The organism is Nostoc sp., from assembly GCF_036917815.1.
GTDB lineage: Bacteria > Cyanobacteriota > Cyanobacteriia > Cyanobacteriales > Nostocaceae > Nostoc.
Genome location: NZ_JBALEK010000065.1, coordinates 165670 through 181362, shown reverse-complemented (window position 1 = coordinate 181362; position 15693 = coordinate 165670). Strand labels below are relative to the sequence as shown.

Below are 15693 nucleotides of genomic sequence, written 5' to 3'. Positions count from 1 at the left end.
ACTGTAGGGGCAATTCATGAATTGCCCCTACGTGAAAACCACGTTTTCGGTTATGTTATTTTGCACCAGTTACTAGGTCAGTCTTTTCACTATCTGAAACCCAATAACTTCCAGAACTATCAGAAATTAACTTGGTTTTTTGTGCGGCGATGTTTGGTAGACCTCGCCCAGAATTTCCCTCGGTAACTGCTTGCCACCAAAGAGATTTCATGGTGGTAGTCGGACGAATTAAAGGTTGTCGATTTGTCACATTGTATAGCAATGATTGCAAAATCACACTGTTGGTACTACTGGTGAAACCAACTGCTGTTTTGCCGGTCGTTTCGTAGAAGCCCTCATAAAATCCTGCTAGTGGATTATATAAGTCAGTCGTCCCTTGGAGTAACTGTTGACTATACTTATTTTCTGGAAGCAGGGCATTATAGGCAAAAGCGATCGCTGTACTTACCAATCGCCCTTTTGGTATGGGTTGACCATCATCTCCTAAAGCTACCCAAGGCTCACCTTGTCCAGTAATTGTACTGTGGACAGTATAAGGTTTACGATCAATCAAGGTGGTGGCTGAGGCTGTAAAGGTGCCGGTGCGACGGTAACGTTCAGCTTGTGCTTGGAAAATTGGCTCAAAGAGCGATCGCATTTGTGGATCTAGTCCAAACTCCAGTGCATAGAGTACAAAAGGATTACTAACTGTGTATTGGTTAACTTTGGAATTAGTATCTGTGCGATGGCGTTGAATTGGGATTTTCAATCCTTCCACTGAGGCAGTTTGATATTCACCCCCAACAGCAGAACGCTCAACATTAAACCCCCATAATTGAAAAGCACGAGCTGCATATTCCTCATAACCCAAGCGGATTTCTGGGTTAACGCGGGTGAGATATTGCCCTTCTTGATTTTTGGTAACGGTGGCACTAGACAGAATACCCTCGCGTACCACACGCAAGTATGACCAATCCAGCACTATTTTATCTACGGCAGCCGTGTATTCTGGATGACAGGTTTTTAAGTTGTAAAGGGCTGCCAGCATTCTACCTAAATCTAAAGCTGACCAACCGGTTCCTTCTGCAACTGGATTTCCACCATAATCTATTGGTTGGAGCGATCGCGTATCATAACTTCGACTCGGCAATTCACCGCCAAATAACGGTAACTTTGTCAAGGCTGCTAACAGATGGCGGGTGCGCCCATCAAATTCTTTGGGGGTAATTATATCGAGCGATCGCGCTGCATGGAGGGCTGCGAGATAATCTCCTAATCCCCAGAGGGTTGCGCCTTGAAAATCACTGCGATCGTCTATCAGCCCACTCTTAGAATGATAATTCGCTTGAAAGTATCGCCAAGCCGCCTCTGCATAGCGCCGTTCAATAACCGTCAGTGGTCGATTTAGTTTCAGGTTAGATGATGACTGGGGACTATCCACTGGTGGAATCGGTGCAACGGTTACTTCTATGACTTTAGAAGTATCCGCAGGGGTTGCAGTAGCAGGTTTAACAGTAGAATTCGGCTGATTTGCGGGTGTTGTCAAAGAGGCATTTTCACTGGGCTTGACAGTAGAATTCGCTTGATTTGCGGGTGTTGCAGGAGAAGCATTTTCACTAGGCTTACCAGTAGATACACTTGCAGAATTGGAAGCAATTAAAGGGTGATTTCCCCTAGATTTGTAGTATAAAATCTCTAAAATTAACCCATTAGTATTACCTGTTAAAGCTTTGTTGGGTTGTTTTGATTCTTCATAGATACCAGCATAGTAACCACCATCATCAGGACTGCGGAGATCCTTGACTGCATCAAAAACTTTTTGGGCATAGGCATTATCTGGAAATAGATAGTGCCAGCCAAAAGCAGCTTTGGTGCTGATGCTGCGAAACTGTGGATAAGGCTGGTTGCCGTCGGTGATTGTTGCCCAGTTTACACCGTTTGCGTAGACGGTGTTGTAGAGAAAATAAGGTGCTTGGTCGATATTATCTTCTGTAACCGCAGTCAACTGACCTGTGGTATCAAAACGCCGTTTTTGCACATCTAAAACCCTGGCAGCAAAATCAGCTAACTTGCCTTGCAAGCCAAATTCAATTCCATCAAGGATATAAGACTCACTCACAACATAATTATTAGCGTTGGTGCTTTGAAAGTCACGGGTATCAACGGGAATTTGGACACCATTAATTTCAACTAACTTAAACGGTTCTAAAGCAATAGCTTTGGTTGCAGAGAAACCCCAAAGTTGATAACCTCTAGCGGCGTATTCTTCGTAGCCGAGTCGTCCTTCTTGCACCAGTAAGGTTTTTTTGTCTGGAAGAACAATAGCGCCAAAAAGTTCTCCATCTTTGAGCGATCGCGCCACCTGCCACTTTGTTACAATCCCTTTGAGCCAATCATTATATTGGGGGTGACAGGTACGGATGACATCAAAGGCAGCCAGTATTCGTCCAACATCCAAAGCAGACCAACCAAGACCCTGCTCCACCGGATTATTACCATAATCAACCATCTGTGCGGTAGCTGCATTATAGACTTTATTTGGCAACGCATCTTCAAATAACTTCAGGGTGTTGAGAGTCGTCAAAAACTTGTTGAGGCGGTTATCAAAGTCTGCTTGATCGGTAAGATTCAACCAGCGTGCAGCATTCAACGCCATCAGGTAGTTACCCATATCCCAGAGTGTACCCGAAGGATAACCCCCAGTGGAATTACTAAATCCCGTTGCTGGCTGATAATTTTTGACAAAATACTGCCAAGCACCACGAGCATAAGTTAGCTCTTCAGGTGTGAGCGGGACTGTAATATTGCTACAGCTATTGGAATTTTGGGATAAGACTGGCGTTGGGATGTAAAACAAAAATTGCAGAAATGTTCCAACTAGGAACAATGCAATCCATCTCAACAGCTTTTGTTGAGGGGGTTTGTATATCATAATGTCAAGAAAGAGTTAGGAGCGTCATAGCCCGTCTGTACAGTTATAATTCATAAATCGAGCTTTGATCAGGTGTATTCTTTTGGTAATGGCTTGATCGATTCATTGGAGTAGCGTCAGCGAACAACATCAAATCGTGTATAGCGTAATCAGGGAAATAATTAGGTCAAATTTCCTCATAAGAGTAGAGGTTAGGTTATGAATTGATGCACATCTTGAACATTGCATAGCGATCGCTACGCCCGCCATACCCCTACTCTGTATTGCAAATAATTTCGACAGAGCGTCATAATTTGGTTGACAATGCGTCATCAATATTGTATGATACTTGTCCTTGTTATGTAAGCAAAGGTAGCTGTCTACTACCCTCTAAGGTTATACCATGCCGCGTCTGAGAAGCTTTTACTTGGTACGCCCCGATGATTGGCTGCTTGAAAAAACTAATCTAAGGGTTCAAAGCCACTCTAAACAATCTATACGCCAGTGGATACTCCGAGAACTGCTTGAAAGCTATAACTATCCAACCAACTGGTTAGGAAATCGAATTAGTCTAGTTGATTCTGAAAGCTCGGAATCAACTGTAAAAGACTTTTTTGGAATTTGCTTATCAACAATGAGCAGAGAAACTTTCTTATGGGTTTCTATCAGTGAGGAAAGTGAATTAGTAAAGGCTGAAAATATCCTAGTTTCAACTCTTACAGGAAGTAATTGTGCCGGGCTAGGAATCGTAACGAATGGAACAGATCAGGGCACTAAATTTTTACGCCGTCGATTTGATAGTGAAAAATGTGAATACATTATTGATATTGAAGCTTACTCTCAACCAGAGTTCTCATCTAATTTAAAGCTAAGTATAGCTATTGATGATGTTGATACTCAGAATAAACTATCAACGTTATCAGAACGTGTTGAGAACGTTTTCTTTGAAATTCATAGTTATATAAGAGATATTGATGGCTTTCATGCAGATGAAGCACTTGATGAGTTATGCAAGATTCTGTATGCAAAGTTATACGATGAGGAAATGACAAAGGCTGGTGAAGCATATCGTTTACAGAAGCTTTTATATGGCTCAACAGAGGAATTTGCAGCAGTTATAAGAGCTTTATATTTTGAAGCAACTGAATACGATACACGAGTCTTTAGTCTTAAAATTCCAGCTTACCAACGTTCGCGTGGAGTATTTAATACAAAATTACGTCTTTCTAGTCCAGCATTAGTCAAAGTTGTAGAAGTTCTTCAAAACTACGACATCGGCCATTCTGATACAGATGTTAAAGGGCGTGCATTTCAAAAAGTTATTAATCCTGTCATCCGTGCAGGTATGGGGCAATACTTCACACCTGATCAAGTAGTAAGGTTCATGGTCAACATAGCCCGTCCTCAGCTTTCTGAGCTAATTCTTGATCCGTTTTGTGGTTCAGCACATTTTTTGACAGCTTGTTTACAGTTTGTCAGAAGTCAAAATCAGTTTGGCGCGGAAAAACTCTTGCATGAATTTGCGTTTGGTAAGCTACATGGTATTGAGAAGAGCGATCGAATGGTCCGCATTGCAATGACTGATATGCGACTTCAAGGTGATGGACACAGTAATATCAGATGCACAGATGCTCTATTAGAATTTTCAAATTATCCTGATCTGCAATCAAGTTCATTTGATCTAATATTGACTAACCCACCATTTGGTTCATTACTCGGATCAGATGCTATTTCACAAATAGGTGAATCCTCTCTTGCTAAGGGGAGAAAAAGTTGCCCCCTAGAAGTTTTAGGGATTGAGCGAAGTATTAAATTTTTAAGACCAGGTGGACGAATTGGAATTATTTTACCTGATGGAATTATCGCTAATCGGAGTTCTAAATATGTCCGAGATTGGCTTCAAGAAGAAACCAAGATACTTGCAGTTATCAGCCTTCCTGTTGAGACTTTTTCACCGTTTGGAGCAAATATAAAAACCAGTATTATTTTTGCTCACAAGTGGCGTAAAGATGAGAAGCGAGATCAAGATTATTCTATTTTCCTAGCTCGAATTGATAATGTTGGTTATGATGCTGCTGGGCGGCTAAAAGATACTTCAGATTTTGACGAAGTAGCTAAAGAGTATGAGTGCTTTATTCAAAAGAAGGGTAGTAAATAATGTGGATTGGAACTGCTTCAATAGCTGACTTTAAACAAAAAACTTGTTGGAAAGTCGAGTTTTTTTGTAACGAAGGAACTAATGCCTCCAATACCGTATTTCAGTTAGTATCACTTCAAGAAATCGTCACTGAGCGTAAGGAAACACTAAATCCTCAAGCCAATCCAGACAAAATTTTGAATTATGTAGGACTTGAAAATATTCAATCTTTGACTGGAGATTTAATTAACTTTTATCCAAAATACGGAAGAGAGATCCGCTCAAGGTCAAAAATTTTTCAGAAGGGAGATATTCTTTATGGTAGGCTTAGACCTTATCTAAACAAGGTTTATTTGGCGGAAGAACCAGCTTCCAATGGAATTTGCTCTGGCGAATTTTATGTTCTAACACCTAATTTGGATAAGGTTTTACCAAATTTTTTAAGGTCTACTCTTGCATCACAATATGTACAACAGTATGTCCAAAATTGGCAAACTGGCTCTGCACTTCCTCGCCTTCAACTTCAAGATTTACTAGAAATAGAAATACCTTTACCTCCCATTGAAATACAGCAAGATTACGAAGAGTTTTTAATTCATAAAAATTCTTATAGACGAAAATTATCAATTGAGCTATCCGAACTTCCTCAGAGAATCGTAGATGCTGTTGTTCATGCTCTTGAATATGGTGAAAACCCTTCTGTAATCTTGCTATAAAATTTCTGAGATTAACCTAAGTCTATCTCGGTAATCAGGGTATCTTTCTCTAATTAAATTGATGATTTCTTTTTTAGCAAGCCCTCCTGTTTGTACTCCTAAATTCTCTGCAAGAATTTTCCACTCCTCTGCTAAATATTGATTTACTTCTTCATTATCAAGTTTTTGAATCAATTCATCAAAGTGCCCCTTAGATTCATCAGCTAGGGCATTCATTGATTTTGCCTCAATTCGTAATAACTCACCGGAGCGCGTATCTGAATTCCATTCAGCATCTTTTAAGACGCAAGCAAAGTCGTTGTAACCATGATCGGAGAACCATCCTAATTCATAGGTGTGTGCTTCAGGATCAACTTTTGATAAAACTTGGTTAGTGGAGAATCCCCAAAGAGCTTCTAAAAGGGAACCCATGCCGCTACCTCTTCTACCTCCTCGCGTTTTCAGGAGGACACGGGACATTCGATTAATTCGTTTACATGCTATGGGAGTCGCATTTATGATGGCAGTGGCAGCATTTTCGGGTGTCAGCATAACTTAATTCTCGCTTAATCTATGATTTTGTTTACCATATTTTTTGCTATTCTTACGGTTATCAGTTGATGCACACCTTGGACATTGCATAGCGGCTCTAATTCATGCTTAAGTTATGCAAAATCTCAGCAAAAATACACCTCAAATACTTTTATCGTAAAGCTTTTGGCTGATTAGCAAGCTATCGAAAAAATTGACAATAAGGGACTTCCAAATAAAAAATACTCAAAAAACTGGCGAAAAAACTCTCTTCTCCTTATTCCTCTGTGTTCTCTGTGTCTCTGTGGTTCGTTTATTTGGATAATTTATTTTTTTGAAGTCCCTAATTATTTAATGCTCGTCGGTGAAACTCGGTTAGGAATTTTGTAGAATGTCAAAACTGACAACAGATGTAGAAGATAGCAGGAACGAGGCGGCTCTTTTTGCTGTGGCTTCAGAAAGCTTAACTTGCTTGAGGGTAACTAGACCTTCATTCACAAAGGAATCTCTCACCAAGGCTTTATCGCCGCTATTGAAAGAAGTTTCATAAAAAATTTCCTTAATTCCTGCGGAGATAATTAATTTCAAACAAGATAGACAAGGTTCTAGGGTGACGTAAATACTTGCACCATCTGTAGAGGTACCATGTTTTGCGGCTTGGGCGATCGCATTTGCTTCGGCGTGTACAGCTCTGGATGGTAAAGTTTTACTAGCATCACAGCTACTTAACCCTGGATAACAGTACCCTTGAGTCGTACAATGAGCCGAACCCGATGGTGAGCCATTGTAACCTGTTGCTACCACCTGCTTGTTTTTCACAATCACAGCACCCACTGGAAATGCTAAACACGTTGAGCGAGTTGCTGCAAGTTTAGCCAACATCAGAAAGTATTCATCCCATGTTGGTCTTTGATGGCGTTCGTCGATTGGGTAAATATCTTGCATAATCTGTCAATTTCAAACTTTATTCTACTGCTTTGCTGACAACGGAAACTATGGATGCTCTAGGTTCCACTTCGCCAAAACTTTTTTAAGCTGATTCAAAGCATCTTCATGATTGTGAAACTGTATTTCAGCAATCACAGTGGGAATGCCGCGTGGAAATCTTGATATTGTTTTTCCTCTTTCGTATAGAAGAATGATAGGAATTTTGTTTGTCTCTGCAAAAGCTAACTCCATTCCAACACCAAAGGATAGTGAACCAAGGTAAGCAATAACTAAGTCTGAATTGCTTACTTGATACTTATCTTGGTCGAAAACTTCACGAGGACTAATATCCGGATTATTTACGGGATCAGTTTGTAAGTGCGGCACATAGGCTTGAAGACCAATTTCTTCGCAAAGCAAGCCAATTTTTTTATAAAGTGCCTTGGATTCTTTTGGATTTTCTACATTAGTCAATGCACCAGATACATATACTTTGTACATTTCTATCACTGTTTGCTCTCGAAGATATAGCTATTTTATTCAAACTCAATACTTGCAAATTACCTTATAGATTTAGCCCCTCAATATCCACCCTAGTATTGCTGTTTATTTATATGAATTACAGTTTTTTCGCTTACTGATCCTGAATGTAAGCCTTGCCATTTTTAATACAGTTACTAGCCTTTTGCAGTTCGATACCTAAATAACCAGTATGTTCAGGCTGAATTGCTGGAGAGGTAGCACAAATCTCTCTTAGTAGGCTGAGGGGGTTTTTCCCACGATAAGACTTAATCACCTCACCACTACCAGGGGTTGTGTGGGTAATGAATATCTCTTTGCCATCAACCTCAATTAGGAAATTGCCGGAGGGGTCATAATAGCTACGCTGATTAAAAATTGCAGCGTATTGATTTGCAATTAGCCTCTCTGCATTGTCCCAGGTATCATCATATATATGAGCAGACTGACTAATAGTAATCAGTGGTCCCATTTTCAAATCATACTCAGAACCCTTAGCAATTTCATCCCTAATATGTCGTTGCAAAGCTACTAATCCCATTGCATTTGCAGGCCATGCAGCAAACATATCATTACTTCTAAGAGTTGCAGTTAGTGATAATTCATTATCAACCACTCTCAACCAAATGTGATTCAGACAAGGGCTACCACCTTTTTCATGGTCTTTGACATCCCATAAATTCATCACTGCACTAGCAGCATCAATTTCTCCGATTAATTTCTGAATCACTTGGTCAATTTGGTCACGCCCAAACCAGGAACGTAAACGTTGACCATAAGTATATTTCAACCCTTCCCGATAAGGTGCGTCATCTAAAATCTGCGAAACGTATTCTTCCAGAAAAGGGCGGTCAATTGGCAAATAATTCGGCTCAGGAAAATAAAAATCAGCCGGCTCATCAGTAACAATTGCTATTAAATCAATTAATTCTTGCCATTGCCCATCATAGCCAGTTGGCCTAATTGTTCCTGTTGTCTTAATCCGATGAATGATTTTTACCCAAGTTTCGGCTATAGTTTTACCTTCTATTCGATGTCCATAGCGTGGCCCTGGTAAAACAGTTGGTTCAATGATCGATATGGGAAATTCTACAGGCCTTCCCCAAGGAGAAAGTGCTTCTAATTGAGCATAAGATTGAACTAGAGTAACTGCCTCAGTAATTGATTTGACTTCTTTGTACTCTATAGAATGTCGCAGCTTTTCTAGCGTATTAATATCAATTTCAATATCAATATAACCAGGAATAGCAGAGCGAATTACCCAGGATTTTCGCCCAGTATCGCTTAAATTTTCTTCAACACCATTACGGAAAAAGTCTAGCAAGCACTCTCCAGCACCAGCGTTCTTGTCTTCTTTTGTAGCGTTGAGGACAACCAAATAGCGGACGTGGGGATTTAACAGCAAATTGCGAATTAGTAAGTTTATGCCTCTTGTGGGCGAGTATAGTTGCCCAATGACAGCATAATCTTCAGGTTGCAGATGTTTAGCGATCGCTTGCTTCACCGTCCACCCTGTAATCACTGCTGTTTGCCCATGTCCATAGATTAGCTGGTTGGGCTTGTGCTGTGCCTGGTAATGAAATTGGGTTACTTGACCCGTTCGTGTCATCGTTGGTTAAAAGTAAAACCTAACTAGTTTACCATCCAATGGAAATTAACACTAGTTTGGCAATTTGTTTCTTGGAATTAACCTGATGTGAGTTCGACAAGTCTTATGTGACCTCTCCCCCAGCCCCTCTCCGACGCGGAGAGGGGAGCCAAAAGCTAAATTTTTCGTTGCTCCTCCCTTTCCGTTTCGGAGAGGGAGGCTGGGAGGGAGAGGTTCATCGAACTCACGTTAACCTCAGATGCAGGAGATACTGCAAGGGATGTCTTTACCAGTGAGTTGAATTTCTCATAAATGTTACGAACACTTTTTCCTCGCTACAGATAGGGTTATGCCTCTCTCTAGTGCTTCCTCCAGAACCAAATCGCTATTCTTGCTTTACAAATATTAATGTCTTTGTTACAGTTGTTTACATAAAGAGAAGACAGGGAAAAATCCATGCGTACAAACACTGCTATAATCGACGACCAAGGCAAACTGAACAACTTTGCGATCGAACCAAAAGTTTATATAGATGAGCAAGGCGATCGCACTGGCTTCACTCCCTACGCAGAACTGCTCAATGGTCGTTTAGCAATGATTGGTTTTGTCTCTCTGATAGCATTAGAAGTATTCACAGGACACGGGATCATCGGTGTTTTGGCAAGTCTGTAAAAGCTAATTTATATAATTCTCAACAGAAGAGGCGGTAAATTTACCGCCTCTTAATTTATGGAAAACTTAGTGGTAGAGTAAAAATATACTGATAGCAAAAGCCGTTAGTTATCAGCGTCAAGTTATCAGGTAAATTATGGCTTTAACAGCTTCAACTATGTTGCCTCTAGGCACTAAAGCGCCAGATTTTCATCTACCGGAAGTGGTATCTGGAAAGGCAACTTCGCTTGCGACCTTTGCAGATAAAAAAGCGCTGTTGGTAATGTTTATTTGTCGGCATTGCCCATTTGTAAAACACGTCCAAAAAGAATTAGTGCAGTTAGGAAAAGATTATTTTACAAGTGATTTAGCGATCGTTGCCATCAGTGCGAATGATGCCAAGAATTATCCAGATGATGCGCCAGAGTCGTTACAAGCATTTTCCACAGAACTAGGGTTTAATTTTACCTTATGTTACGACGAGAGCCAGGAAACGGCAAAAGCTTACACAGCAGCTTGTACACCAGATTTTTTTGTATTTGATAGCGAACGCCAACTTGTTTATCGGGGACAATTAGATGATAGTCGCCCCAGTAATGGTAAACCTGTAACTGGCGCAGATTTACGCGCAGCCATTGAAGCAGTGCTAGCGGGTAAACCTGTCACGAGTGAGCAAAAGCCGAGTGTTGGTTGCAACATTAAATGGAAACCTGGGAACCAACCTAGTTATTTTGGTTGAAAGGAATTGGGCATCCCTTCTCTACGAGACGCTACGCGTAGCTTGCTTCCACGAAGTGGTACGGCTCCGCTTAGGGCAAGTGGGCATTGGTTATTCTCTTTGTCTCCCTCATCTCCCCCACTCTCCACTCCCCACTCCCAACTCCCAACTCCCAACTCCCAACTCCCCCCACCGCTCAGTGTTTAATTTCCAAATTAAGAATGTAGCATCCTAGCTGGACTTTTTCTGCCCACAATTCATATTCCAGACGCAAATGTTCTGGTAAAGGATGTCCGTTGAGAGTTAGGCTACTAGTAAAATTTCGTAAACGAATAGGATTGTGAGGTTGCAATGACTCAGTTGGCAACCAATAGCGACTAATGCCATAAACGCCCTGTTCCCAAAAGTGGCGGTAACTCACTTGACCGTTACCTTGCATAGTCATAATTACCCGGTAAGGGGAAATCTCTAGCCACAAAATTCTGGGACTGTTAGGGGCGTAAGCTTTGCTCTGACTTTGGGGAAGTGTGTCCTCTGGACTTACCACACTTTCTACTTCGCAGCTAATTACAGGCGGTGCGGTCAGCAGCAAATGGAATCTATCAGTATCTTTTTGATACAATGTTCCGGCAGTTTCAACAACAGACCAAATTGGTAAGTCAGTGGAAATAAGTGATAAGCACACGGGCTTGCGGTGATGGGTCAGCATGGGAGCGATAAGGGCTAATAGCTATTGAACAAAATGAAATGAACACTAGGGAGTCTAATAGGTCAGGATAAGAAACTAAATAGTAAAACAGGCTTAATATTAATGAATGCACTGATTTGTTAAGCTGCACAAATCTGGATAGAAACAGGTATAATTTCAGCTTGCACAGCAAAAACGGTACTTTTTGTAGAAAGAGCTAATTTGTAAGTAAAGCTTGTAAATATTCTAAGGCTATAGCCTCAAAACAGTGGGAGTAGTTTTAGATGCTAAGAAACCTTCTTGACGGAGACTTGTCGTAGAGTTGAGTAACTTTCCTACAGCCAAAGGCCATAGGATGCTAGGAACGAAGTCACCATCAGCGATCGACAAAGTAAGTCATTGATGAACTTCTGGTGTACTCAAAAGCCAGTGTATCCTAATGTCGGCTTCTGTTATAACCGTAGAAACTCACGAAGACCTTGGTGACAAGTTTATTATTCAGTGGACTACTTTAGCTCAAGGTTAAATCGAATAACTCTGGCACAATATTTATTGTAATCCAGCATCAAGACATCGCTCATACAGGGGCGATCTCACTCAAGCACTAGATTTAATCTTTACTAAATACAGTTTGCTGCCACTTAGAGGATGTAGAAACCTCTAGTTGGCTTCGCCTGAACTAGAGGTAATTCATTAGCTACTTTCTTTCTGGATGCGCTGCATCCTCTGGTGAAGGAGTACCCATCTGATTAATTGTGGCAATCATCTGATACAAGCGCCCCAAATCGCGTTGATTGAAGTACAAAATCAGGCGAGGTAGTCCAACAGTTTCATCTTGTGCTTCTTGAGGTAATACCTGACTTTTTTCAATCCGTCCTTGAATAATAATGTCGCTAAAATCAGCATTGAGTTGCTCTACAAGAGCGTCTGATATATCTGTCTTCAGGCGGATTACTAACTGATTGGCTACATATCGACAGGAGTGATAAACCTGGTAAAAACGAGTAATGGCATCGCAAGCCACATCTAGGTTATCTGTCACCGTGTAAAGGCTGGGGTCTTCAGGACTGACAAGACCATTTTGCACTAATTGCTTATCAATGTATTCGCTCCAAGAGCGCCAGTAATCACCACCAGGATGGTCAATTAAAACTAGAGGTACTGGGCCAAATTTACCAGTTTGGCTTAATGTCATGCATTCAAATGCTTCATCTTGAGTGCCAAAGCCTCCCGGAAACAAGGCTACAGCATCACTTTCTTTGAGCAGAAACAGCTTGCGGGTAAAGAAATATTTGAAGTGAATTAGCTTGGGATCACCTTCTATAAACGGGTTTGCTTCCTGTTCAAAGGGTAGCTGAATGTTTAATCCAAAGGAATTTTCTCGCCCAGCGCCTTCGTGACCCGCCTGCATGATTCCACCGCCACCACCGGTCATCACCATAAATCCTAATTGAGAAACAGCGCGAGCAAACTCAACGGCCATTTGGTATTCTGGTGTATCTGGAGCTAGACGAGCAGAACCGAAGATGGTGACTTTGCGAACGTGTCGGTAATCATAAAAAAGCTGGAAACCGCGCTCCATATCTGCTAACGCCGCCGACAAGATTTTCCAATCGAGACGCTCAATTTCGGTATCAGCTAGACGAACAATAGTCGCAAGTGCTTGCTGAATAAATTGCCGATTTTTTAATGTCGGTAAACGAACGATCAATTCAGCGATATCCGCCTGTAAAGACTCTAATGTGTCAAACGACGCAGATGAGGTCATGAGAACTGCTGCAACAATGGCACTATATTCTACGTGAACTACTCACACTCTAGCAAGCGGGCGATCGCCCTCTGATGTAGAGTTAGCAAACTCAGAACTGGCTTTGAGTAGTATTAGTCATTATTCAAGCTGAGATTCCCATCTTTTGATATTGGAACTGTTTAAAGTCTCTTCGACTGAGAAGGATTGCCGAAACTTCTGCCAGGTTTGCGATAAACGCTTGTTCATTCGCTGGGACTCTTGTAATTACTGCTTATTTAGAGTCTAGTGTAAAATTTGGGGTTGATGGGATGTATTAAGAATAACGAACCGCAGAGGCGCAGAGGACACGGAGGAAGAGAAAAGGCGATCGCAGCTGTTTCTGTCCCTATCCCCCTGTCTTCTCAATTCAGCCCCAGTTCTTCTTTCAACGCCTCCGGCACATTAACTGCTGTCTCTAATCCCCGCACACCTTCCCACTGCTGCTTTTTACCCCAAGTCATTTCTTGGAGATTCGCATCGCTAAGATCAGCACCACCCAGAATGGCGTAACTGAGATTACTATGACTGAGATCGGCACCATTGAGGATAGCACCACTGAGGTTACTGCCACTGAGGTTAGCACTGTTCAGGTTGGCATAGCTGAGGTCTGTGCCGAAAAGGATCGCGTCGGTGAGGTCGGCACCACTGAGGTCAGCATCACTGAGAATCACCCCACTGAGGTCGGCTTCGTTCAGAATCACCCGACTCAGGTCTACGCCACTGAGGTCGGCACCTAAGAACATTGCACCGTTAAGTCTGGCATTGTTAAGTTTGGCACCGTTAAGTTTGGCGTAGCTGAGGTCTGCGGCAACAAGGATGGCATCACTCAGATTGGTACTGAAAAGAATTGTGTCACTAAGGTTAGTACCATTGAGGATGGCGTGACTCAAATCAGCACCACTGAGGTCGGCGCGGCAAAGGTCGGCATGGCTGAGGCTAACGCTGCTAAGGTTAGCTTCACTTAGATTCGCACCGAAAAGAATGGCGTTGCTGAGGTCTGCATGGCTCAGGTTGGTACTGCTGAGATCAGCGCGGTTGAGGTCAGCGTGGTTGAGGTCGGCGCGGTTGAGGTTGGTACTGCTAAGGTCGGCGCGGTTGAGGTCGGCCCGGCTCAGGTTTGCACAGCTAAGGTTTGCACCCATAAGGTTAGTGCTGCTGAGGTCGGCACCACTCAGGTTAGCACCACTCAGGTTAGCACCACTCAGGTTGGCATCGCCGAGGTTGGCACCGCTCAGGTTGGCATTACTGAAGTTTACGCCAGTTAAGTTGGTATCGCCGAGATAAGCAAGGCTGAGGTCGGCACCGCTAAAGTCTACCCCGGTAAGGTTGGCATCGCCCAGATAAGCACCCGTGAAGTTGCCACCTTTGAGGAATTGCCCGACTATACTGCTAAAGTTGCCAATTTCCAGGGCATCGCTATAATTGATGATCCGTAGCAGTTGGGATGTGAAAAAATTGTCTGTGTCTGGTTGAGCAGATGGATAAAAGGTGATTTTTTGTTTGAGTTCATCTCGCTCTTGGGCGTAACGGTGTAACTCTAACAGTAAAATCAGTACATTCAGTCCTGTATATATATCTACCTGTCTCAACCCGATGGCAATATTTTGTGTCGCTAACTTTAACTTTGTTTTCTGAGGTAGGTTATCATCTGGTGTCCCGTCGATAAATTCTCCCTGACACCAACGATGATAAAAATCTTCTAGCCGCCAGAAAAGCAGTTCTGGGCGAATTTTTTTACTAGTTACAACCAATTCCATTACTTGGTTGACTATTTCTGGTTTCAATGCGCCATTGCCCAGTAAATCATAAATCTCTTCATGCATCTGGCGATCGCACACTCTAAAGCAAAACCCAGAGGGTAAAGTGCCCAATGTGCAATCGTCTATCTGAGAAGTCAAGCTGCTACTTGGTATTGCCCATTTTTCTAAGCTTTTTTGCAGTATTGGAGAGGATAAATATTCCTGTAAATTATCTTGACCAAATTTAACGCTTTTGTCTGGTTCTTTAATACTTTTTCCTAGAGGTAAAACTGCTTCTGTTTCTAAAAATGTGGTCTTTGGCATTTCTTGCAACCTTGTACCTCTCACATAATTTCTCAGCAGCTGCCAGACTTGAGATAAATATGTTGACATTTCTGTGTCCGTTGTTACATTTAAATGACTGTTTTTGATAATCCTGAATTGAAAAATTTACTATGCTAGTTTGCTTTTCATTTCCAAAAATAAATAGTATAAATAAATACTATAGTCAAAAAATCATGAGTTGGCGATGTCTACAGCAGGCTACTTCTTGTGAATTTGCCAACGGCGTTCCTGGAGGGCAGTTTCTCACTCATCTGTAGTCGCCTTAAGCTTCTTCTGGTGATGTCAATCAAGTGTTAGCTTAAAAATTTTCGGACTTATGCAAAGAATAGCCGAAACCCTAATTTCCTTCTTAGAGGCAATACCCTACGGTAAGCCGCTTTGCGTAAGTTCTAAATTCTTTCAAAAATCAAGTAATTTTCATGCTTTGGCTAATTTGTGATACTTTTTTGCCAAGAGATTTACTGGTCTGATGTAAA

General features: G+C 41.8%; 12 protein-coding genes. 4 read left to right on the top strand and 8 right to left on the bottom strand.

What is annotated here, in order from left to right; translation table 11 throughout:
• Positions 1-55: 55 nt before the first annotated feature.
• Positions 56-2911: a DUF3131 domain-containing protein gene (locus tag V7K97_RS20805; RefSeq protein WP_334802897.1), complete on the bottom strand. Its 2856-nt coding sequence runs from the start codon at positions 2909-2911 to the stop codon at positions 56-58.
• A 382-nt stretch (positions 2912-3293) separates the two neighbouring features.
• Between V7K97_RS20805 and V7K97_RS20800 the strand changes: the two genes are divergently transcribed.
• Positions 3294-5048, top strand: a complete 1755-nt coding sequence (locus V7K97_RS20800; RefSeq protein ID WP_334802896.1) for an HsdM family class I SAM-dependent methyltransferase — start codon at positions 3294-3296, stop codon at positions 5046-5048.
• Positions 5048-5743, top strand: coding sequence for a restriction endonuclease subunit S (locus V7K97_RS20795; protein ID WP_334802895.1), 696 nt, complete (start codon positions 5048-5050; stop codon positions 5741-5743). The genes V7K97_RS20800 and V7K97_RS20795 overlap by 1 nt, the downstream gene beginning before the upstream one ends.
• Here V7K97_RS20795 and V7K97_RS20790 read toward each other — a convergent pair.
• From V7K97_RS20790 to V7K97_RS20775, 4 genes are all read right to left on the bottom strand, one after another.
• The gene (locus V7K97_RS20790; RefSeq protein ID WP_334802894.1) at positions 5738-6154 is read right to left on the bottom strand and encodes a hypothetical protein; all 417 of its coding nucleotides are present in this window, start codon (positions 6152-6154) and stop codon (positions 5738-5740) included. The genes V7K97_RS20795 and V7K97_RS20790 overlap by 6 nt on opposite strands.
• Positions 6155-6628: 474 nt before the next feature.
• Positions 6629-7198 carry a deoxycytidylate deaminase gene (locus V7K97_RS20785; RefSeq protein ID WP_334802893.1) on the bottom strand — a complete coding sequence of 190 codons (570 nt, stop codon included), beginning with the start codon at positions 7196-7198 and terminating at the stop codon, positions 6629-6631.
• A 48-nt stretch (positions 7199-7246) separates the two neighbouring features.
• Entirely contained in the window at positions 7247-7681 is a 435-nt protein-coding gene (locus V7K97_RS20780) for an XRE family transcriptional regulator (protein ID WP_334802983.1), read from the bottom strand.
• A 133-nt stretch (positions 7682-7814) separates the two neighbouring features.
• Positions 7815-9308, bottom strand: a complete 1494-nt coding sequence (locus V7K97_RS20775; RefSeq protein WP_334802892.1) for a thymidylate synthase — start codon at positions 9306-9308, stop codon at positions 7815-7817.
• A gap of 435 nt (positions 9309-9743) precedes the next feature.
• Here V7K97_RS20775 and V7K97_RS20770 point away from each other — a divergent pair, with 435 nt between their 5' ends.
• Both V7K97_RS20770 and V7K97_RS20765 read left to right on the top strand, forming a co-directional pair.
• Entirely contained in the window at positions 9744-9959 is a 216-nt protein-coding gene (locus V7K97_RS20770; protein WP_334802891.1) for a chlorophyll a/b-binding protein, read from the top strand.
• Positions 9960-10095: 136 nt separating this feature from the next.
• Positions 10096-10677, top strand: coding sequence for a thioredoxin family protein (locus V7K97_RS20765; protein ID WP_334802890.1), 582 nt, complete (start codon positions 10096-10098; stop codon positions 10675-10677).
• Between the two features lie 175 nt (positions 10678-10852).
• Here the strand turns inward: V7K97_RS20765 and V7K97_RS20760 are convergent, their stop codons facing one another.
• The 3 genes from V7K97_RS20760 to V7K97_RS20750 all read right to left on the bottom strand — a co-directional run bounded on the left by V7K97_RS20760 (position 10853) and on the right by V7K97_RS20750 (position 15265).
• On the bottom strand, positions 10853-11365 hold the full coding sequence (locus tag V7K97_RS20760) for a hypothetical protein (protein WP_334802889.1): 513 nt from the start codon (positions 11363-11365) through the stop codon (positions 10853-10855).
• A gap of 676 nt (positions 11366-12041) precedes the next feature.
• Entirely contained in the window at positions 12042-13112 is a 1071-nt protein-coding gene (locus V7K97_RS20755; RefSeq protein ID WP_334802888.1) for an LOG family protein, read from the bottom strand.
• Positions 13113-13495: 383 nt separating this feature from the next.
• Entirely contained in the window at positions 13496-15265 is a 1770-nt protein-coding gene (locus tag V7K97_RS20750; protein ID WP_334802887.1) for a pentapeptide repeat-containing protein, read from the bottom strand.
• Positions 15266-15693 lie beyond the last annotated feature (428 nt).

Excerpts from the sequence above, each read along its gene's own strand:
- V7K97_RS20790 (WP_334802894.1), bottom strand. The coding sequence starts at position 6,154 with ATGGGTTCCCTTTTAGAAGCTCTTTGGGGATTCTCCACTAACCAAGTT.
- V7K97_RS20805 (WP_334802897.1), bottom strand. The coding sequence starts at position 2,911 with ATGATATACAAACCCCCTCAACAAAAGCTGTTGAGATGGATTGCATTG.
- V7K97_RS20770 (WP_334802891.1), top strand. The coding sequence starts at position 9,744 with ATGCGTACAAACACTGCTATAATCGACGACCAAGGCAAACTGAACAAC.
- V7K97_RS20785 (WP_334802893.1), bottom strand. The coding sequence starts at position 7,198 with ATGCAAGATATTTACCCAATCGACGAACGCCATCAAAGACCAACATGG.
- V7K97_RS20760 (WP_334802889.1), bottom strand. The coding sequence starts at position 11,365 with ATGCTGACCCATCACCGCAAGCCCGTGTGCTTATCACTTATTTCCACT.
- V7K97_RS20795 (WP_334802895.1), top strand. The coding sequence starts at position 5,048 with ATGTGGATTGGAACTGCTTCAATAGCTGACTTTAAACAAAAAACTTGT.
- V7K97_RS20775 (WP_334802892.1), bottom strand. The coding sequence starts at position 9,308 with ATGACACGAACGGGTCAAGTAACCCAATTTCATTACCAGGCACAGCAC.
- V7K97_RS20755 (WP_334802888.1), bottom strand. The coding sequence starts at position 13,112 with ATGACCTCATCTGCGTCGTTTGACACATTAGAGTCTTTACAGGCGGAT.
- V7K97_RS20800 (WP_334802896.1), top strand. The coding sequence starts at position 3,294 with ATGCCGCGTCTGAGAAGCTTTTACTTGGTACGCCCCGATGATTGGCTG.
- V7K97_RS20780 (WP_334802983.1), bottom strand. The coding sequence starts at position 7,681 with ATGTACAAAGTATATGTATCTGGTGCATTGACTAATGTAGAAAATCCA.
- V7K97_RS20765 (WP_334802890.1), top strand. The coding sequence starts at position 10,096 with ATGGCTTTAACAGCTTCAACTATGTTGCCTCTAGGCACTAAAGCGCCA.
- V7K97_RS20750 (WP_334802887.1), bottom strand. The coding sequence starts at position 15,265 with ATGTCAACATATTTATCTCAAGTCTGGCAGCTGCTGAGAAATTATGTG.